Annotated in this window: 28 protein-coding genes and 1 pseudogene; 9 read left to right on the plus strand and 20 right to left on the minus strand. The window is 66.3% G+C overall.

Annotation, left to right across the window (positions count from 1 at the left end):
• Window positions 1-41 precede the first annotated feature (41 nt).
• Window positions 42-164, plus strand: a pseudogene (locus tag BIV03_RS20095) (low molecular weight phosphatase family protein); the annotation flags it as partial.
• Here the strand turns inward: BIV03_RS20095 and BIV03_RS06570 are convergent.
• A complete protein-coding gene (locus BIV03_RS06570; RefSeq protein ID WP_071295092.1) occupies window positions 147-1,121 on the minus strand; it encodes an arsenic resistance protein in 975 nt (324 codons plus the stop codon). The pseudogene BIV03_RS20095 and the gene BIV03_RS06570 sit on opposite strands and share 18 nt — an antisense overlap.
• Before the next feature lie 95 nt (window positions 1,122-1,216).
• On the opposite strand from BIV03_RS06570, the gene BIV03_RS06575 reads away from it, so the two are divergent.
• Window positions 1,217-1,618 carry a MerR family transcriptional regulator gene (locus tag BIV03_RS06575; protein ID WP_071295093.1) on the plus strand — a complete coding sequence of 134 codons (402 nt, stop codon included), beginning with the start codon at window positions 1,217-1,219 and terminating at the stop codon, window positions 1,616-1,618.
• 77 nt (window positions 1,619-1,695) lie between these two features.
• The gene (locus BIV03_RS06580; protein WP_071295094.1) at window positions 1,696-2,139 is read left to right on the plus strand and encodes a hypothetical protein; all 444 of its coding nucleotides are present in this window, start codon (window positions 1,696-1,698) and stop codon (window positions 2,137-2,139) included.
• A gap of 47 nt (window positions 2,140-2,186) precedes the next feature.
• On the opposite strand, the gene BIV03_RS18680 is transcribed toward BIV03_RS06580, so the two are convergent.
• Window positions 2,187-2,774 (minus strand): uracil-DNA glycosylase family protein, encoded by a 588-nt coding sequence (locus BIV03_RS18680; protein WP_083403252.1) that lies wholly within the window; start codon window positions 2,772-2,774, stop codon window positions 2,187-2,189.
• Window positions 2,771-3,928, minus strand: a complete 1,158-nt coding sequence (locus BIV03_RS06590) for a TDT family transporter (protein ID WP_071295096.1) — start codon at window positions 3,926-3,928, stop codon at window positions 2,771-2,773. Before BIV03_RS06590 ends, BIV03_RS18680 begins: the two co-directional genes overlap by 4 nt.
• Before the next feature lie 69 nt (window positions 3,929-3,997).
• Here BIV03_RS06590 and BIV03_RS06595 point away from each other — a divergent pair, with 69 nt between their 5' ends.
• Window positions 3,998-4,924 (plus strand): LysR family transcriptional regulator, encoded by a 927-nt coding sequence (locus BIV03_RS06595; RefSeq protein ID WP_083403253.1) that lies wholly within the window; start codon window positions 3,998-4,000, stop codon window positions 4,922-4,924.
• Here BIV03_RS06595 and eno read toward each other — a convergent pair.
• The 6 genes from eno to BIV03_RS06625 form a co-directional block, all read right to left on the minus strand.
• Window positions 4,909-6,243, minus strand: a complete 1,335-nt coding sequence (eno, locus tag BIV03_RS06600; protein WP_083403254.1) for a phosphopyruvate hydratase — start codon at window positions 6,241-6,243, stop codon at window positions 4,909-4,911. The two genes, BIV03_RS06595 and eno, sit on opposite strands and share 16 nt — an antisense overlap.
• A gap of 136 nt (window positions 6,244-6,379) precedes the next feature.
• Complete coding sequence (locus BIV03_RS06605; protein ID WP_071244473.1) at window positions 6,380-6,865, minus strand: inorganic diphosphatase; 486 nt, start codon at window positions 6,863-6,865, stop codon at window positions 6,380-6,382.
• A 32-nt stretch (window positions 6,866-6,897) separates the two neighbouring features.
• On the minus strand, window positions 6,898-7,269 hold the full coding sequence (locus BIV03_RS06610; RefSeq protein WP_071295098.1) for a CrcB family protein: 372 nt from the start codon (window positions 7,267-7,269) through the stop codon (window positions 6,898-6,900).
• The gene (locus BIV03_RS06615) at window positions 7,266-7,769 is read right to left on the minus strand and encodes a CrcB family protein (protein ID WP_175475747.1); all 504 of its coding nucleotides are present in this window, start codon (window positions 7,767-7,769) and stop codon (window positions 7,266-7,268) included. Before BIV03_RS06615 ends, BIV03_RS06610 begins: the two co-directional genes overlap by 4 nt.
• A complete protein-coding gene (locus BIV03_RS06620; RefSeq protein ID WP_071295099.1) occupies window positions 7,766-8,512 on the minus strand; it encodes a 2,3-diphosphoglycerate-dependent phosphoglycerate mutase in 747 nt (248 codons plus the stop codon). The genes BIV03_RS06615 and BIV03_RS06620 overlap by 4 nt, the downstream gene beginning before the upstream one ends.
• Window positions 8,509-9,015 carry a universal stress protein gene (locus tag BIV03_RS06625; RefSeq protein WP_071295100.1) on the minus strand — a complete coding sequence of 169 codons (507 nt, stop codon included), beginning with the start codon at window positions 9,013-9,015 and terminating at the stop codon, window positions 8,509-8,511. The genes BIV03_RS06620 and BIV03_RS06625 overlap by 4 nt, the downstream gene beginning before the upstream one ends.
• Window positions 9,016-9,310: 295 nt before the next feature.
• Between BIV03_RS06625 and BIV03_RS06630 the strand changes: the two genes are divergently transcribed.
• The 3 genes from BIV03_RS06630 to BIV03_RS06640 all read left to right on the plus strand — a co-directional run bounded on the left by BIV03_RS06630 (window position 9,311) and on the right by BIV03_RS06640 (window position 11,825).
• Window positions 9,311-9,820 (plus strand): hypothetical protein, encoded by a 510-nt coding sequence (locus tag BIV03_RS06630; RefSeq protein WP_139201884.1) that lies wholly within the window; start codon window positions 9,311-9,313, stop codon window positions 9,818-9,820.
• Window positions 9,821-9,928: 108 nt separating this feature from the next.
• Window positions 9,929-10,528 (plus strand): DUF305 domain-containing protein, encoded by a 600-nt coding sequence (locus BIV03_RS06635; protein ID WP_071295102.1) that lies wholly within the window; start codon window positions 9,929-9,931, stop codon window positions 10,526-10,528.
• Window positions 10,529-10,628: 100 nt separating this feature from the next.
• The gene (locus BIV03_RS06640; protein WP_217637350.1) at window positions 10,629-11,825 is read left to right on the plus strand and encodes a permease; all 1,197 of its coding nucleotides are present in this window, start codon (window positions 10,629-10,631) and stop codon (window positions 11,823-11,825) included.
• Window positions 11,826-11,967: 142 nt separating this feature from the next.
• Here BIV03_RS06640 and BIV03_RS06645 read toward each other — a convergent pair whose 3' ends face one another.
• From BIV03_RS06645 to BIV03_RS06685, 9 genes are all read right to left on the minus strand, one after another.
• Entirely contained in the window at window positions 11,968-12,570 is a 603-nt protein-coding gene (locus tag BIV03_RS06645; protein WP_071295103.1) for a hypothetical protein, read from the minus strand.
• A 100-nt stretch (window positions 12,571-12,670) separates the two neighbouring features.
• On the minus strand, window positions 12,671-13,321 hold the full coding sequence (locus tag BIV03_RS06650) for a hypothetical protein (RefSeq protein WP_139201885.1): 651 nt from the start codon (window positions 13,319-13,321) through the stop codon (window positions 12,671-12,673).
• Window positions 13,322-13,727: 406 nt separating this feature from the next.
• Window positions 13,728-14,753 carry a hypothetical protein gene (locus tag BIV03_RS06655; protein WP_071295105.1) on the minus strand — a complete coding sequence of 342 codons (1,026 nt, stop codon included), beginning with the start codon at window positions 14,751-14,753 and terminating at the stop codon, window positions 13,728-13,730.
• Entirely contained in the window at window positions 14,753-15,001 is a 249-nt protein-coding gene (locus BIV03_RS06660) for a hypothetical protein (RefSeq protein WP_139201886.1), read from the minus strand. Before BIV03_RS06660 ends, BIV03_RS06655 begins: the two co-directional genes overlap by 1 nt.
• Window positions 14,998-15,849, minus strand: coding sequence for an antitoxin VbhA family protein (locus tag BIV03_RS06665; protein ID WP_139201887.1), 852 nt, complete (start codon window positions 15,847-15,849; stop codon window positions 14,998-15,000). Before BIV03_RS06665 ends, BIV03_RS06660 begins: the two co-directional genes overlap by 4 nt.
• Before the next feature lie 52 nt (window positions 15,850-15,901).
• Window positions 15,902-16,177: a hypothetical protein gene (locus tag BIV03_RS06670; protein ID WP_071295108.1), complete on the minus strand. Its 276-nt coding sequence runs from the start codon at window positions 16,175-16,177 to the stop codon at window positions 15,902-15,904.
• On the minus strand, window positions 16,177-17,232 hold the full coding sequence (locus BIV03_RS06675) for a hypothetical protein (RefSeq protein WP_139201888.1): 1,056 nt from the start codon (window positions 17,230-17,232) through the stop codon (window positions 16,177-16,179). Before BIV03_RS06675 ends, BIV03_RS06670 begins: the two co-directional genes overlap by 1 nt.
• Window positions 17,198-17,515, minus strand: a complete 318-nt coding sequence (locus BIV03_RS06680; RefSeq protein WP_058741009.1) for a hypothetical protein — start codon at window positions 17,513-17,515, stop codon at window positions 17,198-17,200. The genes BIV03_RS06675 and BIV03_RS06680 overlap by 35 nt, the downstream gene beginning before the upstream one ends.
• Complete coding sequence (locus tag BIV03_RS06685; RefSeq protein WP_071295110.1) at window positions 17,508-18,101, minus strand: hypothetical protein; 594 nt, start codon at window positions 18,099-18,101, stop codon at window positions 17,508-17,510. Before BIV03_RS06685 ends, BIV03_RS06680 begins: the two co-directional genes overlap by 8 nt.
• A gap of 408 nt (window positions 18,102-18,509) precedes the next feature.
• Between BIV03_RS06685 and BIV03_RS06690 the strand changes: the two genes are divergently transcribed.
• Both BIV03_RS06690 and BIV03_RS06695 read left to right on the plus strand, forming a co-directional pair.
• On the plus strand, window positions 18,510-19,310 hold the full coding sequence (locus BIV03_RS06690) for a hypothetical protein (protein ID WP_071295111.1): 801 nt from the start codon (window positions 18,510-18,512) through the stop codon (window positions 19,308-19,310).
• A 36-nt stretch (window positions 19,311-19,346) separates the two neighbouring features.
• Window positions 19,347-19,904, plus strand: a complete 558-nt coding sequence (locus BIV03_RS06695; protein WP_139201889.1) for a hypothetical protein — start codon at window positions 19,347-19,349, stop codon at window positions 19,902-19,904.
• A gap of 194 nt (window positions 19,905-20,098) precedes the next feature.
• Here BIV03_RS06695 and BIV03_RS18685 read toward each other — a convergent pair whose 3' ends face one another.
• The gene (locus BIV03_RS18685) at window positions 20,099-21,907 is read right to left on the minus strand and encodes an ATP-dependent helicase (protein ID WP_083403255.1); all 1,809 of its coding nucleotides are present in this window, start codon (window positions 21,905-21,907) and stop codon (window positions 20,099-20,101) included.
• Window positions 21,904-23,661, minus strand: a complete 1,758-nt coding sequence (locus BIV03_RS18690; protein WP_083403256.1) for an ATP-dependent endonuclease — start codon at window positions 23,659-23,661, stop codon at window positions 21,904-21,906. The genes BIV03_RS18685 and BIV03_RS18690 overlap by 4 nt, the downstream gene beginning before the upstream one ends.
• Between the last annotated feature and the right edge of the window lie 64 nt (window positions 23,662-23,725).

A 23,725-nucleotide genomic window follows, 5' to 3' on the forward strand; every position in this document is an offset into this window, starting at 1 on the left:
TCCTGCTCCACTTCCGATGCCACTGCGAAAAGGTTCCGGGGGTCCGGATCGAGACGTGGATCACAGCCGAACCTTCCGACCGGGGCATCGAAGCCATGGAGCGGATGCGCCTTGTCCGAGACGACATTCGCTCTCGAGTCGCAGACCTACGCAACCGGCTCTGAATCGTTCCGCACGAGGCTTGGGACGAATCGCACGAAGATCACCATGCCGATGAGTTCGACGAGTGTCTGGGTCACGACAACCACCGGAGCAAGCGACAGCGACGCCGGCAGAGCCAGCGCAAGCGGCAAGACCACGAGCGAGTTCCTTGTCGCGCCACTGAACACCAGGGCCCGGGTCGCTGGCACGTCGAGCCGGAAGATTCGGCCGGCACCGATGCCGAGGGCCGCCATGACGACGAGGAAGCCGACGTAGATCGGCACCAGCACGAGCAACTGACCCAGGGAGTCTCCGACAGCGCCGGCTTGCGAGACCACGACCGTGAACAGGGTCGCCATCATCAGCAGCACCATCAGCCCCAGCATCGTCCGCTCGATCAGGACTCCGGTTCGGTGTCGCCGGGCGATTGCCTGCACGAGCGCGGCCGCGGTGAGTGGGACGACGATCAAGAGAAGGAAAGCCCGAGCGAAGGGGCCGACCTCGGCCACGGCGACGCCCTCGCGGCCGATGAACAGCAGCAGGTAGAGCGGCAGGAGCAGGATCTGCGCCAGCATCAGCAGTGGTGCCGCGGCGAGGAGCCGTTCTGACGCGCCGCCAGCAAGGCCGGCGAACACGATCACGTAGTCAATGCATGGGGTCAGCAGCACCAGCAGCACCCCGAACAGCAGTGCTGGCTCGTCCGCGACGAACCGGGACAGCCCGTACGCGACGAGCGGGACGACGACGAAGTTCAGCACCCCGACCGCGGCGAGGAATCGTCCGTCGCGGAGGGACTTCCCGATCGCGGCGAACGGCACCCCGAGGAACGTCGCGAACAGCAGCAGCGCGAGCACGGGCTCAATCGCTGCCTCGAGGTGGTGCGCGCCCGGCAGGGTGAGGCCGACCACGCCGGCAGCCACGATAGCCACCAGGTAGAGGCCGATCTGCCGGTGTTCAAGCCAAGCAACAACCGCGTTCACGGCAGGACCGGTGTGGAGGAGGAAGGCACATCAGCGACCGTAGAGGTTCGAGCCGCTTGAAGGTCAAGCGGCTCCGGCAGCTCTAGGGTCGCGGTGTGCGAATCTCCGAGGTCAGCAAGCGCAGCGGCGTCCCCGCGACAGCGCTCCGGTACTACGAGTCCATCGGGCTGTTGACCCCTGCCAGAACCTCGAACGGGTACCGGGACTACACCCCGGACGTTCTCAGCCGGCTCGACCTGATCGAGGCCAGCAAGGAACTCGGTCTGCCCCTCGATCAGATCGGGTCACACCTCAGCAACATGGAGTCGACGTCTTGCACCGACGTCCGAGAAGCGCTGCGCCCGCTCCTGGCCGAGCAGGTGCGCCTGATCGAGGAGAAGCAGGCCCGGCTCGACCGGCTCCGGTCGCGTCTCGCGCGCGCCGAGCACGACCTCGCCGAGTGCCCCGACCGGTCTGCGCGGTGCTCGACCGAGTGCGTCTTCCGTCGCAGCGCCTAGGTGGCTGCCCGCGCCCGGAGAAGGATCGGTCACCGGACACCCCAGCCGTACGCCGCTTCGACCCGTAGTCTCTGCACGTGACAGACCGGTTCTGGCAGCAACGCGATCCGATGGAGGTGCGCAGCCATGATGGGTCGGGGCGAGCGTCTGCCGGGTGGGTGGCCCTCGCGCTCGTAGCGCTCTACTCGGCGCTGCTGGCGCTCGTGCTCTCGGTCGCGAATACTGTCACGGCGGCGGATCTCGCCAGTGCAGGCGCAACACGGCACCCGTTCGATGACCCTCCGGTCCTGGTTGCTTGGGCGGAGTTCGTGGTCGGGCCCGTCGGTGTCGCCGCGCTCCCCATCGCCCTCGCCGTGATCGCGCTCGGGTACCGCGGCGTGGTCCGAGGCTGGGTCGCCGGTCGACGAGTTGGCTGGGTGGCGCTCATCATCGGCGGGGTTGGTCTGCTCCCCGCCCTCTTCGCCTGCTTATTCGGGATACTGATCTGCGTACTCGACGGAGGAGTGGTCGCCGGTAGCTGACCATCGAAGCGAGCGAGTCTGTCTCGACAGCCGATTTCTCACCGAGCTCATCGCCTGCACGATCCTCGTGCGGCAAGCTGGAGTGCTTGCACGGAACGTCGTTGTTGTTCCGCGCGGTGGTGGCCGTTGGCGGGAGAGGGGTGTGGCGCCGCGATGACGGGTATGAGTTTGGGGTGATCGTCCAGGGTGAGATGCCGCATGACTCCGTCGAGGGCAACGGTCCCGTACGTGACGATGGCGTCGAGCACGGGGAGCGCCTCGAGCAAAGCTCCGAGGGCGCGTCGCCCCTCATCGATGTCCGCAGGTCGTACGCGGCCGGGCACTTCCCAGGGGATTAGGTTCCAGCGGAGGTACTCGTTGCGTGCGAGTCCGGACTCGATCCGGGCTGCGCGGAACGCGGCCGCGGTCGGGCCCGGGTTGTCCTCGCTGCAAACCGCCGCGTGCGCGGCGGCAATGGTCTGCGGGCCGGGCGACTGCATGAGGACCAGCACGCGGCTTGATGTGCCGCCGGATCGTGGGTCGAAGCTCGGGACGAACCGTCGCGAGCCGTCCGGTGCGGTGCGCCATGTCTCGGCGAGGACGTTCAGCGGTCGAACGTCCGCGAGCTCGTCTGCGAGCTCCTCGGCGGTGCTCACGCCGGCTGTGGTGGTGCCAGGAGGGTGCCTCGGATGACGGAGCCGTGGAAGGTGCGGACGGCAACGGTGATCCACGCGGCGACGAGGCCGACGTAGTAGACAACTGCGAGGACGGCGACGACGGTGAGTCCGGAGTGCAGGGCCAGGCCGTTCAGGCCGGTGACGCAGGTGCCGACGGGGAACGTGAAGGACCACCAGGTCAGGCTGAACGGCAAGTGCTCTCGGGCAGTGCGGATGGTGATCGCGAGGGCGATGACGGTCCACAGCAGCGCGAAGCCGAGCATCGCGAACCCGTACACCAGCGCCACGACCAGCAGGGCATGCGCGGTACTCGCATCGACAACGGTGGGAGCGTTCGATGCGAGGAGGTTCACGGCGGTGATCGACTGTCCGACCGGCCCGAGGACGATCCACAGAGTCGGGACCATGCCCGCGGCGCCGACCTTGTGCTGCGCGAGACGGTGCCAGATCAGCGTGATGACGACCAGCGACGTGATGAGGCTGAGGCCGAAGAAGCCGTAGCAGGACCACAGCAGCGTCTCCCGCGCCTGCCCGGCGGGGGCGTACGGCAGCAGGAGCGCACCGGTGGAGGCGGACACCATCGGCGGGACGATCGGCATCAGCCAACCGCCGAACGCGGAGCCGGGCGTGTTCTCGTGGCGGGTGAACGCCAGGTACGGCACGAGCACTGCCGTGAGCAGTCCTCCGATGGTGCCGATGCTCCAGAGGACCCAGTCGACGGTGACGGCAGCCGGGAGGCCGATCCAGTCCTTGCCGAGCAGGACCGTTCCGGCACCAACGGTGAGGAACGCCATCGGCGGTGCCCCGTAGAAGTGGGAGATGACCGGGTGCAGGTGATGCTTCGCTGCGGTGCTCCGGTAGCGCACCGAGTGCAGCACCGTCGCAACGGTGAGGGCGACGAGCAGGACCGCGGCAATCGCCCATACGACCGTCGCCGCAGTGCGCAGACCTGGGAACTGCAGTGGCAACGACGCAGCCGCGACGGCGACGATCCCGGTCCCCATGATCGATGCGAACCAGTTCGGGGTCAGGTTCGACACGATCAGCCCGGGCCGCTCCAACTCCCGGAACAACCGCCGTTCTTGCACACCATGCTCGGAACGTGCGGGTGCGTGGGCGAGGTGAGCGGACATGCACCCAGCGTGCGCGTGTTTCCCATGGTTGGGAACGGCGAACTCGTTGGCGGGGCACAATGTTTGCTTGTGGCACTGCGACGGCTGACCGACCGGACCCTGGACCTCGACACGCTCGAGGTCCTCGTCCGCGTCGCGGAGACCGGTTCGTTGACCCGCGCGGCCGAAGTGTTGGGGGTGACACAGCAGGCGGTGTCTGCGCGACTGCGTGCCGCGGAGCAGGCGATCGGTCAGCCGCTGGCGCACCGGAGAGCATCCGGGACAGCTTTGACCGACGCCGGCCGGGTGGTGCTCGGTCTGGCCGTTCCGGTGTTGGAGGCGTCGCAGCGGCTCGAAGCAGGACTTGTCGCGCTTCGAGAACCGGCGGGATCCCTCGTGGTCGCAGCGTCGCAGACGATCGCCGAACTCTTGCTGCCTGGATGGTTGCTCACCCACCGTGCTGCCGCGCCCGATGCGTCAGTCCGATTGATCGCGGGCAACTCCACCGCTGTGATCGACCTTGTTCGCTCCGGCGCTGCCGACGTCGGATTCACGGAGACCCCTGCTGCGCCACCTGACCTCTCCTCTCTGGTGATCGACGAGGACGAACTCGTGGTTGTCGTCGCTCCGCACCATCCGTGGGCGCGGGCTTCGAGCATCACCGCGGATGACCTCGCAGAGACGCCGCTCCTGCTCCGTGAGGAAGGGTCCGGCACCCGCGCCACGGTCGAGGCGTGGCTCGACGATGCGGGCCGCACCCTCGTTCCGCCAGCGGCGGTACTGGAGACGACGGGCATCATCCGCGCCAACGCTCGAGCGGGCATCGCTCCGGCGGTGATGAGTCTCCGCACCGTCGGCAGGGACCTCGCCGACGGTGCCCTCGTCCGAGTGCCGCTGCTCGGCGCGCCGCTGATCCGGTCGCTGCGTGCGATCTGGTCGGGCCACCCCGGGCCTGCTGTCACGGCGTTCTTGGACACCGCTCGCAGCTCGAGTGCCGGTGGTCAGATCAGTCCGTAGGGCAGATCCGTGTGCTGCTCGGCGATCTCGGTGAGCCGGTTGTACTTCGCGACCCGTTCGCCGCGGGCGGGTGCGCCGGACTTGATCTGCCCAGTGCCGGTCCCGACGACGAGGTCGGCGATGAACGTGTCCGTGGTCTCCCCGGAACGGTGCGACACCTTGCTGGCCATCCCGATGCTGGTGGCGGTGGCGATCGCGCCGAGGGTCTGGGAGACGGTGCCGATCTGGTTCGGCTTGATCAGTGCCGCGTTCGTCAGGTGTTGCTCGCCGCCGTCGCGGATGCGTTGGGGGTCGGTGACGTAGAGGTCGTCGCCGACGATTTGGATCCGGTCACCGAGCGCCGCCTGCATGCGGCGGAACCCGTCATGGTCGTCCTCAGCGCACCCGTCTTCGATGCTGCGGATCGGGTACGTGTCGATGAGTTGCCGGTAGAAGTCGACCAGCCCGTCCCGGTCGAGGCTGTCGTCGAGCATCCGATACGAGCCGTCTCCGAGGGAGAACTCGTTCGCGGCCGGATCGAGGGCGATCGCCACCCGGTCGACGCCCGGCTCGTAGCCTGCGGCGCGGATCGCGGTGACCAGCAGGTCGAGCGCTTCCTCGGGTGCAGCGATCGATGGTGCGAAGCCGCCCTCGTCGCCGAGGCCGAGGCTACCGAACCGGTCCCGCACCAGGCCCGCGAGGGCGTGGTACACGTCCGCGCCGATGCGGACTGCGTCGGCCATCGATGCGGCGTTGACGGGGGCGATCATGAACTCCTGGAAGTCGAGCTTGTTCGCTGCGTGCGCGCCGCCGTTGAGAACGTTGAAGTGCGGGACCGGCATCCGCGGCGTCGAGCCGGTGATCTCGGCGATCCACTGCCAGAGCGGGAGGCCCGCGGCGTGTGCGAGCGCCCGGGATGCGGCGATGGAGGTTGCGACGACGCTGTTCGCGCCGAGCCGGCGGTACCCGGTGGTGCCGTCGAGTTCGGCGAGGGCGGCGTCGACCTGTCCGATTGCGGACCACGAACGCCCGGTGAGGAGGCCCGCAATGTCGGTGTTGATCAGGTGGAGCGCCTGGGTGATGTCGCGGCCGCCGAACGCTGTTCCGCCGTCGCGGAGCTCGATGGCTTCGTGGGCGCCGGTGGATGCGCCCGCGGGGGCGTCGCCGGTGACGGTGCGGCCGTCGTCGAGTTCGAGCAGGACGCGGACGGTCGGGTAGCCGCGGGAGTCGAGGATGCGGGTGCCGTGGACGGCGTCGATGGTGACGGGGTGGTCGTGGTGGGTGACGTACTCGCCCTGGTGGGATCCGTGGTGGTGGATGCCGCTGATGTAGTCGTTCATGGTGACGCTCCTTCTGGTCGGGTCATGCGTCGTGGTCGTGCGGATGGAAGGGAGAGCCGCGGGGAGGCGGAGGGGACGGCCTGCTGGCGATCACTCGGCGCCAGTGCCTCCCCGCGGCGGTCAAGGGGCCCGTGAATCACGGGTGTCGGGTGTGCGCTTCCTGTGCGGTGCGGATGACGGCTTCGGCAGCAGGACGGTTGGCCCATCCGTTGGTGGTGACGTGCTTGCCGTGTTCGATCTCCTTGTAGTGGGAGAAGAAGTGCTCGATCTCGATGAGGGTGTGCTCCGGGACGTCGCTGATGTCCTGCAGGTCTTCGAACCGGTCGTCGCCGGCGGGGACGGCGAGGATCTTGTCGTCGCCGCCGTTCTCGTCGACCATGCGGAGCATCCCGACCGGCCGGACCGTGATGACGACGCCCGGGAACGTCGGTCGGGGCAGCAGCACGAGCGCGTCGAGGGGGTCGCCGTCATCGCCGAGCGTGTCATCGATGGAGCCGTAGTCCTGGGGGAACACCATGCTGGTGAACACGGCCCGGTCGAGCCGGATCCGGCCGGTGGTGTGGTCGACTTCGTACTTGTTGCCGCTGCCGCGGGGAACCTCGATCGTGACGTCGAACAGCATGGGAAGGCCCGTTCCAGGATGTGGGGTGGCGGTCACAGCAGACCGCCGAGGAGGATGCCGGCGATGGCTGCCGCGACCGAGAGGACGAGCATCCCGAGACCGTTGACGGCTGCGGCGGTGATCCGGCCGCTGCGGGCGAGGCGGACCGTTTCGAAGCTGGCGGTACTGAACGTGGTGTAGCCGCCCATCACCCCGGTGCCGAGCACCGCCACGGGGGCTGCGCCGAGGTGACTGGCTGCGCCGACGATGAGCCCGAGCAGCAGGGACCCGGTGATGTTGATCGTCAACGTGCCGACGGGGAGCCGGAACTCCCGGCCGGTGTTGATCAGCCCGTCGAGGAGGAACCGGCCGGCAGCGCCGACGCCGCCACCGGCGGCGACCGCGAGGAGGATGCCGGCGTTCATGCGGACACTGTCCGGGGGCGGAACCAGCCGGCGACCACCAGTCCGACCGCGGTCGCGATCGCACCGGCCATGACGGTCAGGAGCGCGTACCCGGTGCCGGTGAGACCGTGGCCGGTGAGGACCAGTGCGGCGGTGGACTCAGCGAGGGTGCTGTAGGTGGTGAAGCCGCCGAGCACTCCCGTGCCGAGCAGCAGACGCAGGACACGGCGGCGGCCCGCGTCGGGACCGCGATGCGCCAACGCTTCCAGGAGCACGCCGAGCAGCAGCGCTCCGCTGATGTTGATCCAGAAGATCGACCAGCTCACCCCGCCGTCTGCTGGGAGCAGCGCACTGATCACGTCGCGCAGGAGTGTGCCGACCGTGCCTCCGACCGCGACGAGGCCGACGTACCGCCACCGCAGGTGCACGGGCCGCATGCTCGCTGCGGGATCGGAGACGTCCACATCCGGGTCGGAGGGGAGCTGATCGTCGAGCATTGGGATGTCCGTTCGGGTGTTCATGTTCCGCCTTCTGCTGCGACCAGCGCCGCGGCGTGCTGCGCTGCTGCCGGATCCAGATACGTCCCACCCCGTGGGGCGAGGGCACCCGTCGGCGTGAGCTGGTACTGCAGCGGCTGCCCGGTGGGCAGGTTCAGTGCGTGTAGTTCCAGGTCGGTGAGGTCGTCGATGCACGCGCACACGGCGCGGAGCGAGTTGCCGTGCGCGACGACGAGGACGCTCCGACCCGTCCGCACCGTCGGTACGAGCCGGTTCTGCAGCACGGGTCGGACCCGTTTGATGACATCGGAGAGGGCCTCGGTGCGCCGGAGGGCAGCGTCTGGCAGGCCGCGCAGTGCGGAACTCGACCGCAGCGCCGTCCACGCCTGCAGGCTCATTGCCGGTGGAGTGCCGTTCCGGGACCTGCGGAGCCGGGTGTACTCGTCGTCGCCGAGCGTTCGGCGGGCATCGGTCTTCGTCATCCCGGTGAGTGCGCCGTAGTTGCGTTCGTTGAGCTGCCAGACCGTCTCCATCGGGATGACGATGCCGAGGGTGTCGAGGACCAGTTCCGCGGTGCGCACGGTGCGCTGCAACGTCGACGTGAGCACCTGGTCCGGCAAGATGCCTGCCGCCTTCAGGAGCCGCCCCGCGGTCACGGCCTGCCGTTCACCCTCGACGGTCAATGGTTCGTCGCGGAGGCCGGTGAAGGTGCCGGACCGGTTCGCGGTGCTCTCCCCGTGGCGCAGCAGCACCAGCCGGCCCGTCACGACGCATCCCACGGCAGGGCGCTCTCGAACCCGACCGGAGCGTGTGGAACGACCACGACGGGACGGTGCTGCTGGTGCGTCAAGCGGGCGGCGACGGATGCGTTGAAGAACTCCGCAACCCGCCGTCGGCCCGTCTGCGACCCGACGACGATCATTCCCGCGTCACGCTGCTCCGCCACCGCAGTCAACGCCCGGCTCGGATCCCCGACCCGGATGAGAATCTCCACTCGAACAGACCGCGCTGCAGCGAGATCGTGGATGACGGCGACGTCGCGGTCGGGCAGCTGCTGCGGTTCGGCGTCCGCCGTGTCCGGATCGATCGGTTCGATGATCTCCGAACTGTCCCGACGAGCTCCCGCGCTCAGCAGCGCCGGATCCACCGCAACACACACCACCGACGCACCGAAATGCTTCGCGATCAGCGTGGCAACGCCGACAACGCCCTCCACCTGCCCGGACTGCACACCGGCAACAATCGTGCGGGCGGAGTCTGCCTCACCCATGTCATCTCCCTATCTCGGGCACGCTGACGCGCACCATGCTGAGATAGGGACTGTTGTCGACAGATGTCGAGGTTGGGTCCGGCAAGCCCCACTACCGGGTCCGAAGACACCACCAGTATGCACCCACCACCACGCATCACGACAGAAAAATCCTCGGACTTCTTCTGAAGGGGAGTGCCTCTGGCACGGTACGGTCGCGCGATGCCTACCCCTGTGCTGATCGATCGGCTCGCCGCCAGAGACAGCGCATACCCCCAGGGGGTACAGTTCTACTCGGTCGACCTCGCAACGGAACGTGCTTCCGCTGCAGCCCGACGATCCGCCACCCCTCGTCCTGATCGAAGAATCGATGCTCACCACCACCGCTTCCCCGCGTCGCCGGCTGCTGTTGCAGGTCACGGCGACGTTGGCATTGCTGCTGCTGGTCGGGTTCACGGTCCTGATGCACACGATGGCCGGCCACACCGCCGGCCACGAGCACCCGATGGCAGCTCCCGCCGCCACCACCGAGCACGTCCATGCCGTCGGAAACCGCCACGGGGAGCATGCCGCTCCCGCGGCCGCGGTGCTGACGGTCCTCACCGACGCCGGCTGCGACAGCGGCCTGTGCGCGCTGATGTGCTCGCTGATGGGGATGGCGTGCGCGCTGATGATCGCCCTGTTCGCATGGGCGCTACTGCGCGCACGGACCGGCGGCGTCCTCGCGCTGCTGTCGCGACTGCTTGCGCTGACTGACCGGCTGCCGCGCCACATCGCAGCACCGAAACCACCGTCACTGACGGCACTGCAGATCATCCGCATCTGATCCGCCCCCTGCGGGACCACACCGCCGCAGGGCGGCTCCCGCATGCCCAGAACCGGGAGGCATCCGCCTGCCCGGACCAGCTGACGCATCCACGGGAACGGACCTTTCATGCACACCACCACGACCACGCGCACCCTCGCGATCGCCGCCTCGCTCACCCTCGGCCTGACCCTCGCGAGCTGCTCCACCAACAACGGCAGCTCCGACGCGGGCTCGTCCGCCTCGTCGAGCTCGGCCGCGTCGGCGCACAACGACCAGGACGTGATGTTCGCGCAGATGATGCTGCCGCACCACGAGCAGGCCGTCGAGATGAGCGACGTGCTCCTCGCCAAGGGCGACGGTGTCGACCCCGACGTCGCCACCCTGGCGAAGCAGATCAAGGCCGACCAGGGGCCGGAGATCACTCAGCTCACCAGCTGGCTGCACGGCTGGGGTGAGCCCACGGAGTCGGAGCACCCTGGGTCGGGGCACTCCATGTCCGGAATGATGTCCGATTCCGACATGACCGACCTCGACCACGCATCCGCGAAGGACGCCGCGAAGCTGTTCCTGCAGCAGATGGCCCAGCACCACGAGGGCGCCGTCGATACGGCCAGGAACGAAGTCGACAAGGGCAAGAACACCGACGCGGTCGCGATGGCGAAGTCAATCGTGTCGAGCCAGACCGAGCAGATCACGCTGATGAAGGACATGCTCGCGTCCAAGTGACACCGGTCCCAGGTCGAGGTGGGCAACGCAGTCCGCCTCGGCCCGAGACCGGTTCTTCCCCGTTCGTGACCACCCTGTCGCGGCAGAACATGCCCGCGACGTGAAGGAGCAGGTGTACATGTTCGTGATCAACGCAGTCGGTGACGCCCTGGTAGCAGCCGGCTCGATGGGGTGGGAGATCCTCTGGCCCCTCATCCTCGGCTTCACCCTCTCCGGCATCATCCAAGCCGTCGTCCGCACCGACCAGATCACCAAGCTCATGCGCGACGACTCCCCCCGCGCGATCAGCGTCGCAACCGGCATGGGCGCACTGTCCTCGTCCTGCTCCTACGCCGCCGTCGCCCTCGCACGGGCGCTCTTCCGCAAGGGCGCGAGCCTGTCGTCGGCCATGGCGTTCGAGGTCGCCTCCACGAACCTCGTCGTCGAGCTCGGCCTGATCCTCGCGTTCGTCATGGGCTGGCAGTTCACCGCAGCGGAGTTCGTCGGCGGACCGCTGATGATCATCCTCATCGCCCTCGGGTTCCGGCTCTGGATGCGCGGGAAGATCGTCGACGCCGCCCGCGAACAGGCCGACAAGGGCCTCGCTGGCGCGATGGAGGGCCACGCAGCCATGGACATGTCCGTGCAGGGAGACCAGGGCTTCTGGCGGCGACTGTTCTCGCGGCCCGGGCTCACGAGCGTGTCGCAGTACTTCGTGATGGACTGGGCATCCGTCATCCGCGACATCGTCATCGGCCTCCTCATCGCCGGCGCCTTCGACGCCTGGGTCCCGAAGGCGTGGCTGCAAGCACTGTTCCTCGAGGGACACCCGACGCTCGCGTTCCTGATCGACCCGCTCATCGGACCGATCCTGGCGATGGTGAGCTTCGTCTGCTCCGTCGGCAACGTCCCCCTCGCAGCGGTCCTCTGGAACGGTGGGATCAGCTTCGGCGGTGTGATCAGCTTCATCTTCGCCGACCTGATCATCATCCCGATCATCATCATCTACCGGAAGTACTACGGCTCGAAAGCAGCCCTCCGCATCACCGGGATCTTCTACGGCGCCATGGTCCTCGCCGGCTACGCCGTCGAACTGCTCTTCACCCCGCTGCACCTGATCCCCACGAACCGGCACCTCACCATCGTGACGACCTCGATCAGCTGGAACTACACCACCTGGCTCAACATCGTGTTCCTGCTCGTCGCGGCGTTCCTGCTCGTCGTCTTCACCCGCAGCGGCTCATGGCCCATGCTCCGCATGATGAGTGACCACCCCGATACCCACGACCAGGCAAACGCCAAGCACAGCCAGGCCTGACCCGACCGGCCACGCCGACAGGGCAAGCTAGGCCACAGCATTGCCGGAATCACGCCACAAAGCGTTCCCAGCCACAGGTTCGACTGCCACCTGAGAGCGTTCGGTAGCCGATCGGCTACCGGCCATGCACTGACACCGCGGGTCAGCTGACCTTCTTCGCGATGGTCGCAAGGTGATCCTGGATTTTCCGCAGACTCTCGTCGATCGTCTTCATCCGCCCCTTCGTCGACGAGGAGCTCACACTGTACGTCGTCAGGGTTACCGTCTCGATGGTGAGGTCGAAGGAGTCCCGAATCCGAAACCAGCCGAGCCCCTTGTATGAGACATCGACCCGCACCTCATCCGGGGTCGGCTCCCGATTCGTTAGTTCGGCGCCTGAGCCGGCTTCACCGGCCCACCAGGTGTTGGACAGAAGCTGCCCCGGATTGAGAACAGGGATCGCCCGCTGATACCGCTGCACCAAGTACGGCGTGACCAGTCCACTGGTCTCTGCGGGCAAGGTGATCGGGGGTGTGAACCCGACCCGAACGTCGCGCGCGGGAGTCGCGCCGAGGTTGGATACCACGAACTCGATCGATGAATCGTTGTCTGATGCCGGCCGGAACTCTGCCGTCACCATCGGCTGGGACCGCGCCTTACTGTCCGACGCAGCAGAAATCAACGCCAAGATCGCCACGAGCGCTGCCACCACACCTGCTACCGCGCCAATCGCTGACCCGTATTCGTTGATCCAGTCCCACACCATCTACACCCCTGATCGTCGTCCTCGGATGGTACTGGCGACACAGACGAACGGGGCTAGCGAGCCGCCTCGATAGCGGATCGGTTACCGGACGGTGGTCATCTCAGTCGAATTGGTCGAGCTGGTACGGCGCCGATGCGCCAGCATAGAAGATGACCTGGGCGTGCGGCCCGACGTCGCTCTGCAGGCGGCCGGCTGTTCGGAGTCCGAGGGCTCGGGTTCCAGCGTCGCCGAACGGCGTCTCGACTCGCTCGGTGAGGGCTCGCCAGTGGACAATTGCTTTGGCTGTTCCCTCCCGTGCGCGGGCAGCACGCGCCGATCTGACGTCGCGCTTCCCGTTGTGGAAGAACTCGACGTCGTTGCCTGGTCGTCCGTTCGGCAGTACAACGGCCGTCCCTGATTCGGTCAACGTGTCGATGCCGCTGCCTGCGCCGCACCGGACGTGGACGTCGTCGCCGAGTTCGAGCTGTACGCGACTCGCGAGGGTGAAGGACTCGACTCGGTGTGCTTCCAACAGCTCGGGGGACGCCGAGGTCGACGGGACTGAGCTCGACCCGTCACGATCGTCGAACACTTCTTGCCTCACCTGCTCGAAGATGTCGTTCCATGCCTGTAGGTCGTGCCGGAGTGACGCGCTTAGGCCGAGGTCCGTGGCCTCGGCAACTCCGGAGTGTTCTCTAGACCGCGACGCGCGGTACCACAGCGGGGAATCGTCGACCATGTACTCGGCCATCACGAGGATGATCATGCTCACCACTCGCACAGCGTACGACGGCGTCCGGCAAGGGATCCCTCAAAGGCACGGCGCCCGATCAGTCCTTGACGCGCCTGCGCTTGTCTCGGAGGACTAGTCCGGTAATGATCTCGGTGAGGGCCCCGTATGCGAACGTCGGTGCGGGCTTCTACTGTCGCGGTCATGGGTCGTCGTCGTTCCGATCGTTGGGTGCCCGGCTCGCCGTTCTCGCTGGAGGAGGGTGCTCGTGGCATGGAGGTGCGTGAACTGCCTGCACCGTTGCCGGTGCATGCGTGGTTTCAACTGCCTGACCGCCTGATTCGTCGAAGTGACGCCCAGGCGTACCGCCTCACTCGGGACGCGGTTTGGGTGGAAGCCGGTCGCGGCGAGACCAGGTCGGTGCGACACCGACCTAATCGGATGTTTCTCAGCTGGGCAGGTTGTGGCGGAGGTCGTATCCGGTGTCGGCGAGAAAGTGCAACCGATTACGAACTTCTCCGAGTGACGCGGCGTCGTCGTCGTTGCGCAGGTCGGCGCGGAGGAGCGTGTTGGCGGTGATGATGTCGTCGGTGCGGTCTGTGTACTTGGCGGCGGCAGCGGTGAAGAAGATCGTCGGGTCCGCGGGTCGGATGAGTTCGGCGCCGGCGAAGCCGATCGTGTCGGGTTTGAAGCCGAGCGCGGCCATGTCGACTTCCTGCTCGGTGAACGCGACGACTCGGTACGGCATCTCGCGCTTGCTGATTGCGGAGTAGCCGGGGCGGTCGGAGATCGCGCGGCCGGAGATGCGACAGCCCGCGTCGATGAGGCGTTCCGCCTGCTCGGCGAGCGGCAGGTCGGACGTCCATCGGGTTCGGATGCCGCCTGGTCCGGGGTAGCAGGCGATGGCGAAGTCGACGAGACCGCCCACCTGCCGTGACTCCCACCCGATGTCGGTGCGGTGCACGCGCTTCCCAAGGCGGGCGAGGCCGTCGTCAACCTGCCCGGGAGTGAGCCCTGCCCGGACGAGCCGGTCGAAGGTGGCGCCGTTGACGGCGAGCATTCGTGCGACGGCGAAGGTGACGTAGATGGGGGCGGCGTCCTTCCACCGCTCCTTCGTCCCGAGGGTTTGTCTGCCGTCGATCCAGACACGACGTCGGTCGACGTCGACCAGCAGCACCGACGCGGTCTGCTCCGCGAGCGCGATCTGCGTCGCAGTGACAGTCCTAGGCGCCAGCAGGAGCAGTTCCGCGTCATTCGGGTCATCGTCGCGGGGGCGTTGGGTGAGTGTTGGGAAGCGCGCGCGGCGGCCGTCGGCGAGGCGGATCGTTTCGTGCGACTCCACGACCGCGCGAAGCCCAGCGAGCTTGAGGACCGAGAGGGTGTTGGTGAGGTCGGTGGTGTCACCGAGCCCGTACGGCATCGTGAGCTGCGGCCGGCCGGAGTACGCGGAGTTGACCCATTCAAGCCCAGGCATCACCAGCTGCGCTCCTTCAGAGCCTCGGGTTGGGTGAGGGCGATGAGCCAGCGGGTTTCTTCGAGGAAGGGTTCCCACCCACTGCGAGTGTCGCCGTGTGCTGGTTCGCAGATGTTGCCGGTGTCGGTGCTGCGGATGATGATCTGCCGCAGCGCGGTGCTGGGTGGGTCGCGGAAGAACACATGTCCGTGCACGCCGGTGACGTCGAACGCGACGTTGAGGAGGAACAGGTCCGGCCGGCTGGTCATGGTCGCCACCGTCGTCCGCGGAACAGGGCGATGATCGTCGTCAGCGGTCGGCCTTCTCGCATCCAGTCCAACGGTGTCAGGACTCGGTCGTCGACGGTGAGGAAGTCGAGGGGTGTGGTCATGAACTCCGTCATCGCGGCGGCGTCGAGAAGTGGTTGGGGTGCTGCGGCGTAAAGGACGTCGAGCCCTGGCAGCAGCGACGCCGGGTCGCCGAACTCGGGGAGGGCTGGCTTCAAGAGTTGCCAGTCGGGGATGCGTTCTTCCCCTTCAAGGTCGAAGCTCATCAGCCGGTTCGACTCGAACAGCTCACCGACCTCGTCGATGCTGACCTGCAGCGCTGCAGCGACTTCTGGCTCGGTGAGGGTTGTGTTGAGGAGGTGCCGGCGGATGCGTGCCTGTGTGGTCTGCCACCAGTCCTCGGGCACGTCCGCCGGGTCGACGGCACTGGGTTCGGGTGTACGGGGGATCTGTCGGCCTTCGTCGGCGTACGCGGACAGCTGCTCGCGGGTGACTTCCCCGCGGGCGTACATCCACAGCTGCGACTGCCACGGCACATCGTCCGGGAACCCTTCCAAGTAGCCGGAGTGGATCACCGCCCGGACGGCTTTCTCCCTTCGTGCGACCTCGGAGGCGGGGATGAGAAGGGTCTGCACGATACGGTTCGCTTCCCGCACCGCCGGCACCGTCAGGTCCGACAGGACCGCGTTGGTCCTGTCGTAGAGCTCATACCCCGGCTCGACATCCACGGCGCGGACAAGGATCTGCGCCAGGTGTGCGTCCGGGTTCTCGGTGTCCTCGAGGAGGACATGCCCCGAGAGGATCCGGTCGTTCGAGAGATGCAGGGACACCAGATGCATCATCAGCAACTATCTCCAAAGGGACGGGCGTGAGCAGAGCGGATCAGGGCTGGGGGAAGTCGGCGGGAGTGCGGCCGATGCGTTCGGGCGTGTAGCGGAGGAGGAACCGCATGATGCGTTCCGCCTCGACCATCGCCGGGACCGAACGATCCTGCCCGTCCGGGTCCACGTTGGTGAGCCGGAACCAGGGCGGTTCATCCGTGTGGTCCACCAGGACCGCGGCGGGATTGTCGTCCGGGTGGGTGGGGTCGGTGAACATGACGGAGCCGAAGAATCGGGTGTCGTCGTACGCCAACGTCAGTGACAGCAGTTGCAGCATCAGCCCTCCCTGCCCTCACCGCTGCCGGGGTGCCAGCGAAGGTCATGGGCAAGGTCCGACTTGAAGTGCAGCAGCTGCCGCAGCCCGTTCACCGCATCCGTGTTCGCGGCCACCCAGCTGTCTTCGTAGAGAACGTGCGCGGTGATGAAGTCGTCCGCGCAGCACCCCTCAGCGCCGGTCAGGACGGTGGTGTCCTGCGGGATGACGACCGACACTGTCGCCTCATTCATAGTGGCGGGCTCGTAGCCGAGCGCCTGCATGTCGGGATGCTCGGCGAAGAACGCGGTCAATCGGTCTGGCGGGACGAGTACGCCGGACTGCTGCGCCGCCCACCGGTCCGACATCACCCCACCCAACGCAATCAGCTGGTCCGCCTGCTCGTCGATGGTGGTGTCGCGGCGCCAGCAGGTCCGGATTCCACCGACACCGGGGTAGGCCGCCAGCGCCCAATCGCACAGGGCGGCGCGATCGGCTGCTTCCCACCCGATCGGCGTGAAGAACACGTGTGTCCCGAGAGCAGGCATCGCGGCACGCACAACATCAAGTGGAATGCCGATGCGGTCCGCGATTGACTGAGAACCCCCGCCGTGGATGGCGATGGCGCGGGCGATCGCGAACACGGTCCGCCACCCTGGGGTCGCTTCCCGTTGCATCGACGTGCCGGACAGCTGCCGCCCGTCAGCCCACACCCGCCCGCGTTTCCCGTTCACGACCACCAGGTCGGGGTATCGGCGCACCAGTGACAGCACCCCGCCCTCGGACCCGCCGGGCAGGAGGATCACATCATCCACCCGGCCCTCGCCGCCGTCGCCGTCGGTGACGGTGGTGGTCGGGTCCGGGGTGGCGAGAAGCGCCGTGCGGCCGTCGTCGAATCGGAGCCGGTCGAACGTCTCCACGCGTGCGGTCAGCCCGGCAGCAGCGAGGGCGGTGAGGGTCTCGGTGATGTCGATCGTGTAGCCAAGCCCCAACGGCAGCGACAGCATCGACTGCTCATGCCGGATGGTCCGCACCCACTGCCGGTCAGACATCAGCCGCACCAGCCGCTTCAGGACCACGCCCCACCGCACGAAGCTTCGACAGTGCGTCCATCACTTGAGTCGCTGCCTCACGCAGCGGGTCCGCAGGATCCGACAATGGTGTTCCGTTCAGGAGCGTGAACACCCACCCGTCTTCGCTGGTGCGGACGTTGACGGTCCGCTGCAGGATCTTCGGCCCGGTGGAGTTCGTGAACGTCATTCCGGCCAACGTCGGCCAGATCCCGGCGTCGAACTGCGCCGACAACGACAGCAGCCGCAACGGCACCGGCTCGAATCGCAGCGCCGCCCCACGCTCAGGCATCGCCAGCCAACCGTGGGTCGTCTTCGGAGAGCCGCTCGAACCCGAGCCCTGATGCGTCGAGGATGGCGTTCTCTGACTCTTCGGTGGCTACGAGCGACCCGATTTGCGCGTTGATCGCGACAAGAGTCCCGATCCGACTCCGCGCGTCCAACACGACCGCGGCGACCTCCTCAGCCGTGCAGTCAGACGTGAGCTCCGGCTTCGATGGGTGCAGGGCAGGGAACTCGAGTTGCTGCACCGGCGGGTGCCACTTCACACCGATGCGCAGCACACGGCCGTCGGTGTCGTTGCGGTAGAACATCGACCCGAACGGGTGCCCCATGTCGAGCGTGAGGTCCGCACCGTACAGCGTCCAACCCTTGGCCGCGTAAGCGGGATCCCAACGCTGGACGGTGAGAGCACCGAGCCCCATCTTTAGGCCCGGGATCAGCGCCTGGCCGTCCTGCAGTTCGGCGTAGAGGGCCTGGAGGTTCGGGGGACTCTGGTCGCGCAGGTCCGATAACGGGATGCGCGCCATGCCACGAATCGCGGCGAGCTGCTGACGCTGCTTCGCGGTCAGCGCCGTCTCGTCGGGGCTGCCATTCACGAAGCAGACCCGTCACCGGTCTCGGCAGTCCTCTCGGGACGCCCGGTCGGACTGGTGATGGCACTCCTGGTGTGACTCGCGATGCGACGCATGTTGCGCACGTTACGAGGCCCGCGCCACTCATGGGGCCGTTCGAGCGGCGCCGAGTCCACCAGCAGGAAAACCCGTCGCCGCCATGCGCTTCAGCGACTCCTGAGTCCCGGTCCGAACTCCCGGCCCGGACTCCCCACTCCTGGGGTCAGAAAACGCCGAACAGGCAACATTCTGGCCCACGAACGAGGGGCAAAACGGCTCTTAGAGTCCCAAATCAGGTCCGCGAACAGTGTCGGCGCCCCGCTCGCAAGCACGAGCTCGCATAGGGGTGGCGTAAGCGAGCAACCGCCTCGCTCCGACCTGAAGGACACCACCGTGGACCGCAACCTCATCATCAGCAACACCCCCATCACGACCTGCACGCAGACGACGCACCACATCCACAGCGTCGAGGAGCTGCAGCAGCTGCGCATCGCCCTCCGCCGAGCCGGCCGCCGAGGCCGGCAGGAGTTCACCTGCCCGATGATCCGTGCCTGGCGCCGTCAGTTCGTCGACACCTACGCGGTGGACGCCACGTTCATCCCGAGCGATGCGTCGCAGTCGGACAAGACGGAGCTGCACGGCAGCCGCGTGCTGGAGGCCGACATCCAGGTCGGCAACGTCCTGGTGCGCTGGCACTGCGACGGATGGCCCGTCGCCACGCCCCGCACCGCGGGGGAGACCAACCTGGACGGAGATGCGCTGCAGCCGGCCCCGACGCCCGCGCCGAACGACCCGAACTGCTTCGGGTACGCGCACCGTGTCCCCGCCGCGATGCTCCCGCCCACCCGCAAGTACGACCACCTCGAGGGTGCCCAGCGGCGCTCCACGCGGAACCTCATCGAGCAGCAGAACGCCGACCAGCAGAGCGTTGACCACTGGGCCTCGAACGCGTCTACGCCGAGTCAGTGGAGCTACCTGCCGGGTGTCAGCCAGCGCGTCGAGCTCGACCCGACCCCGTCGCACGCTGCGGACAACTCGGCCGGCTCCCGCGAGTCGAACTACGAGCCCGGCTGGTACGACGAGCGACCGGCGACGGCGTTCCGACACGCGCCCTGGGTCATCGAGCTGATCGTCATGAAGCGCGACGCGTCCGAGTCTGAGCCGAGCCTCCTCGACCCTGACCTCCTCGACTGAGTCTCGTCGGCAGCGACGACCGCCTGCGGTAACGGTGTGGCCGCTGTCGGCCAGCCGCGCCGGGCCGTCGAAGCGCCGCTCACCATTGGTGAGCGGCGCTTCGTCATGCCGGCGAAGCGTTACGGCCCGGTCCTGGTTCCTCCAGCTGAGAGTGCAAGATTGAAAGGAGGAGACGTCTGCTCTTGTGGTGATCCTCCGGCTGCTGCACCGACCTCGGTTCCAATGGCGGTGAGATCGACCAGAGATCGCCAGCTTGCGACGTCCCGCGTCGAGCGCACTCAGTTGAAGGATCCACCCGCGGCCGGCAGGTCGCTGCCCATCACCCTGACGCAGCATCTCGCTGACACGCTGTGGCACACCGGCACCACGGGCCCCCAGATCCTCCGGGAGCAGCGAGACCGCTTCGAGAGCGACCCCGCCCTACCCGACCCGGACGACCCCATCTTCGCTCAGTCGTTCATGCGCTGGTGCCGCACCGCCGCCGACGCGGTCCTCCTCCTCGCCTACGAGCAAGCCACCGGCCACGCCACGACCATGCTCTGGGACCTCGACCAAGACGAGCGCGTCGTCCTCAGCACCCGCCTCCACGAGTAACCGCCAACGACGGACCGTGAAAGGCTGCGCCTCGAACCGTCCCACGCTCGATGAACCCGATTGCCGGTGTGGGCGCGCTGGACCCTGTGCATGCGGCCACTATCCGGTTGACCGAATGAGCGTTATCGGCGTCGTCGGGAGGGCCGCACCGGGCGAAGCAGACCCACTTTCAGCTTGCCACTTCAGTCCGTCAGCTACGAACTTTCCGAGACGTACCGGAGGAACGGGGAGGGCGACGTTGCGCGCATGCCGTACCGCGTTCGGCGGCGAAGAGCTCGTGTTAGAACCAGAGCTCGCCGGGCGCGCGTTATCGCAACGTAGAATGTGCGCAGTTCACTCTCCAGGTCTTCAGGTGTTCGAGCCCGAAAGTCGGGCATTTGCCCATCGTTCATTCCGACTATACCGACTGCCTTGAATTCTCTTCCTTGCGCCTTGTGAATGGTGAGTAGCTGAACGCCTTTGAGTGCTGCGCCCCGCTGACGTTGGGAGCAGAAGCGCCTGAAGTTCGACCACGTTCGTGAATCGGCATCGGTGACCGTAACGAAGTCTGCCCAGGCGCTTTCAAGTTCGGCGGCGTCGGATTCCCAGGCAGCCTGGTCGGACACATCGGCGGACTGCGGCACGGCGATCCTGCCCAGACTTTCGATCAGTTCAGAGACGTCCTTCGCGTCGAAAAGCTCGGCGACTGAGGAGATCGTCTGATCTGGATGCCTGACTATCGCCGTCCTAACGTCGGCAACGGTCGTAAGAGATTCCTCCGGCGTGCCCAGCAGCCGGCCCAGTCGCCAACGCGTTGACACCTGATCGGGCGCGGCACGCAGTGCGATGACTTCCAGTACAAGTTGCCCAACGGTGCCCTGCAGCCAGTCGCCCGAGCCGCTCGCTGCTGTGTACGCGATGCTTTGGGCGTCGAGAGCGTCCGATACGGCTCGAAGGGCCGAAGCCGATCGCCCGAGCACTGCGATCTCGTGGTCTCGGACTGTCCCAGCTTCCCCCTGCGCTAGTGTCGCGGCTGGCAGCCCGTTCTCGAGGAGATCAGCTATCCACCTTGCGATGTGCGTCCCTTCGGCGGTTTCATCAGGCAGCTCGCGGGTTTGAAGGAGGCCTGCGGCTGCGTGAGGAGGCACAGGTTGTCGGCGCTGGTCAAGTTCGCTGGCCACCCGCTCGCTCAGAGCGCTCAGCACACGAGCGGAACGGAAGTTCTCGCGCAGTCGGATGACCTTTGCGCTTCGTTCCCGAACGAACTCCTGCAGGAGACGGGGATCGGCACCCGCGAAGCTGACGATTGATTGCTTGTCATCGCCCACGAGCATCGCTGCTGGTCCGTCGACGCCCGCCCCGAGTACTTGGTCCAGTAAACGGTATTGAGCCGGCGTGAGGTTCTGCGCTTCGTCGACAATGATCTGAGAGTAGGTTCGCGTCATTTGGCGCTGAACACTTTGAAGTTCGAGGAGGTCGTGAGCCGCATCGAGAAGGCCTGGATAGTCCAGACCCGGCAAGCTGGCTAGCGCGTTTCGCCAATCCGCGACTTTCTCGCTAGGGCGGAGCCGTGCTCGGGCTAAATCCACATCTCTCAAAAATGCGAGAGCGTCATCTGACGGCGGCAGCCCTTCACTCGCAAGCCATCTCGTCAATAGTTCCACTCTATCTTCATCGCGAGTGAGGAGCTCCGGGTCTACCGGTAGGCCAATCTTCGTACCGTGCTGCTGCACTAGGGCATGCGCGAAACCGTGAATGGTTTCCGTAGTGACGAGGTGAGCGAGGCTTCCCGCCCGAAGGCGGAACCTCTCCCGAAGTTCCTCGGCTGCCTTGTTCGTGTACGTCAGCGCAAGGATGCGATGACCTTCTTCGGACTCCTCGACCAAGCGCAACACGCGACGGGCTACGGTTTCCGTTTTTCCGCTGCCGGCGCTCGCCAATACAACGACCGCGCGGTCATCCGCGTCGACGGCGTTCTGCTGGTCTGCAGTGAGGGTAAACGCGTCAGATGATTCGCTTGTCATGAGGTGATCTCCACGCTTCTCACTAGTTCCTGGACCGAGGTTGGCCAGTCGCTGACTGATGGATAAGAGTGAATAAGTTCTTCCGCAAGGAAACGGCCAGAGCTGCCTTTAATCTGCTTCAGGCGCTGTTTCGTGTTGCCAATGGTTCCCGGGCGTACGCGATCGCACGCGCGTTCACACAACTTTTCGTCGAACTTGAGAAGCATGTCCTCGATCGCGCCGGGAAGAGGGTTGCCTTCCCCGTCTTGACCGTTGATCCATATGATTTCGATCGGGTAAGCCCCCGCGACGCCTTTCAGGTCCGCGACGGCGATCAAGCCCGACTCGTCGCTATCGGCGAACACAACGCACGGCATTTGTGTCATCGCGGAAAACTTGACGATGGCTTTCGCGAGTTCGCCGTTCAAGCTTCCGGCATCGACGGTGGCAACTCCGTGCGAACGATGCTGCAGCGCGTACCGCAACACTACAGGCACAAATCCTCGTTCCGTTGCGCCGTCCCCTAAGACAACCGAGCTTGCAAAAAGGAGTTCGCCGAACGGACGCTCCACAAGCCGTCGAATCTTTTCCATCTCGGCTGTGTGTAGAGCGGGCCGGAACGCACGATGGGTTGCTGCACTCGCATCTGCCGCGGGGCCAAGGTCGACAGGAATTGTCTCCGTGCCGCGCGTCTGGATGAGACGAACCGCCCTCGGTTCCACTGCGGTGACGAGGTGCGCAGAGTGCGTGCTCACTACCTTTTGTCCGCGAAGGTTGCGCAAGAGTTCTGGAAGCTCCATCGAGGCCTGTGGGTGTAAATGCGCTTCCGGTTCCTCAACAAGGGTCACTGGCGTCGGAGCGACCGCGCCACCATCCTTTCCTAGCCGTCGGTTATAGAGCACACCTTGCACCTGGAGGGACGAGAGGCTTCGTGACCCTGCTCCGTGCAGTCGGATCGGCAGCGGGCCGCCTCCGGTGTCGAGATCGATCGAGATGAGGCGGCTGAGTTCGTTCAGGTTGCCGGGGAGCGGATTGAGAGCTGGTTCGCCAACGCTGCCGACTAACTCGTGCATTCGCCCAAGCTCCTCGGATACCGATTTCAACGTCGCGCTTTGCTGCACAATTCGACTGCTTAGCTCTTCGAGATCATTTTCGAGACGCTCCCGTGCTTGCTGTGGGACCTCTAGGTCGGCCAAAATCCGTCGGATGTTCGAACCCTGTCGCCCAAGTTCATCGCGAAGGTCTCGTCCTGTGTTGATGAAGTCGACGGCAAAGGCGCGCCGCTGCCTAGTCGAGACCGAATCCGCGTTGGCGCTAGGCACCCACTTTCGTTCGTTAACGTCGAAGGTCAAGAACCTAGCTTCTGCACGCACACCTGCAGCCTCTGCCGACCTTGCTATGGTCGTTCGCCAGCCAATCCGCTCTCGTAAGGGCTCTTCCGATAGCGTCTGTACCTGGCGCTCGAATAGAGCGGTAAGCGGACGTGAAAACTCTTCGGCTGCGGACTCTTCTTCTGGAGGCGCCGGAGCGACAATCACGTCAATCTGTGGGTCGCCCGCTCCGCCTGCTGTGAAGTCATCGACGTCAGCGGCGCGTCCTCCAAGCGCCAGTTGCAGTGCTGCGATGATTCGCGACTTCCCGGCGTTGTTTCGTCCTGCCAACACAGTCAGATCAGGTTCGAGTTCGAGTTCGAGTTGCTGAATACCCCGGAAGTCATGCAGGACGACGCGTTCGATGTAGGGGTCGCGGGGCGCGTCGGGGGAGAGGGCAGGCACGACCTCAATCTAGCTGGCGAAGCAGACCTCGGGTCGTTTGAGCGAGCGACGCGGGCGTACGCGA

Source organism: Curtobacterium sp. MCBA15_016, from assembly GCF_001865105.1.
In the GTDB taxonomy this organism is placed as follows: Bacteria; Actinomycetota; Actinomycetes; order Actinomycetales; family Microbacteriaceae; genus Curtobacterium.

Bases quoted from the DNA above. Each gene is read 5' to 3' on its own strand.
- BIV03_RS06645 (WP_071295103.1), bottom strand. From the start codon at position 12,570: ATGGTGTGGGACTGGATCAACGAATACGGGTCAGCGATTGGCGCGGTA.
- BIV03_RS06615 (WP_175475747.1), bottom strand. From the start codon at position 7,769: ATGAACACCCGAACGGACATCCCAATGCTCGACGATCAGCTCCCCTCC.
- BIV03_RS06670 (WP_071295108.1), bottom strand. From the start codon at position 16,177: ATGCTGCAACTGCTGTCACTGACGTTGGCGTACGACGACACCCGATTC.
- BIV03_RS06610 (WP_071295098.1), bottom strand. From the start codon at position 7,269: ATGAACGCCGGCATCCTCCTCGCGGTCGCCGCCGGTGGCGGCGTCGGC.
- BIV03_RS06635 (WP_071295102.1), top strand. From the start codon at position 9,929: ATGCACACCACCACGACCACGCGCACCCTCGCGATCGCCGCCTCGCTC.
- eno (WP_083403254.1), bottom strand. From the start codon at position 6,243: ATGAACGACTACATCAGCGGCATCCACCACCACGGATCCCACCAGGGC.
- BIV03_RS18685 (WP_083403255.1), bottom strand. From the start codon at position 21,907: ATGACAAGCGAATCATCTGACGCGTTTACCCTCACTGCAGACCAGCAG.
- BIV03_RS06655 (WP_071295105.1), bottom strand. From the start codon at position 14,753: ATGCCTGGGCTTGAATGGGTCAACTCCGCGTACTCCGGCCGGCCGCAG.
- BIV03_RS06605 (WP_071244473.1), bottom strand. From the start codon at position 6,865: ATGCTGTTCGACGTCACGATCGAGGTTCCCCGCGGCAGCGGCAACAAG.
- BIV03_RS06625 (WP_071295100.1), bottom strand. From the start codon at position 9,015: ATGGGTGAGGCAGACTCCGCCCGCACGATTGTTGCCGGTGTGCAGTCC.
- BIV03_RS06590 (WP_071295096.1), bottom strand. From the start codon at position 3,928: ATGTCCGCTCACCTCGCCCACGCACCCGCACGTTCCGAGCATGGTGTG.
- BIV03_RS06680 (WP_058741009.1), bottom strand. From the start codon at position 17,515: ATGCCTGAGCGTGGGGCGGCGCTGCGATTCGAGCCGGTGCCGTTGCGG.
- BIV03_RS06660 (WP_139201886.1), bottom strand. From the start codon at position 15,001: ATGACCAGCCGGCCGGACCTGTTCCTCCTCAACGTCGCGTTCGACGTC.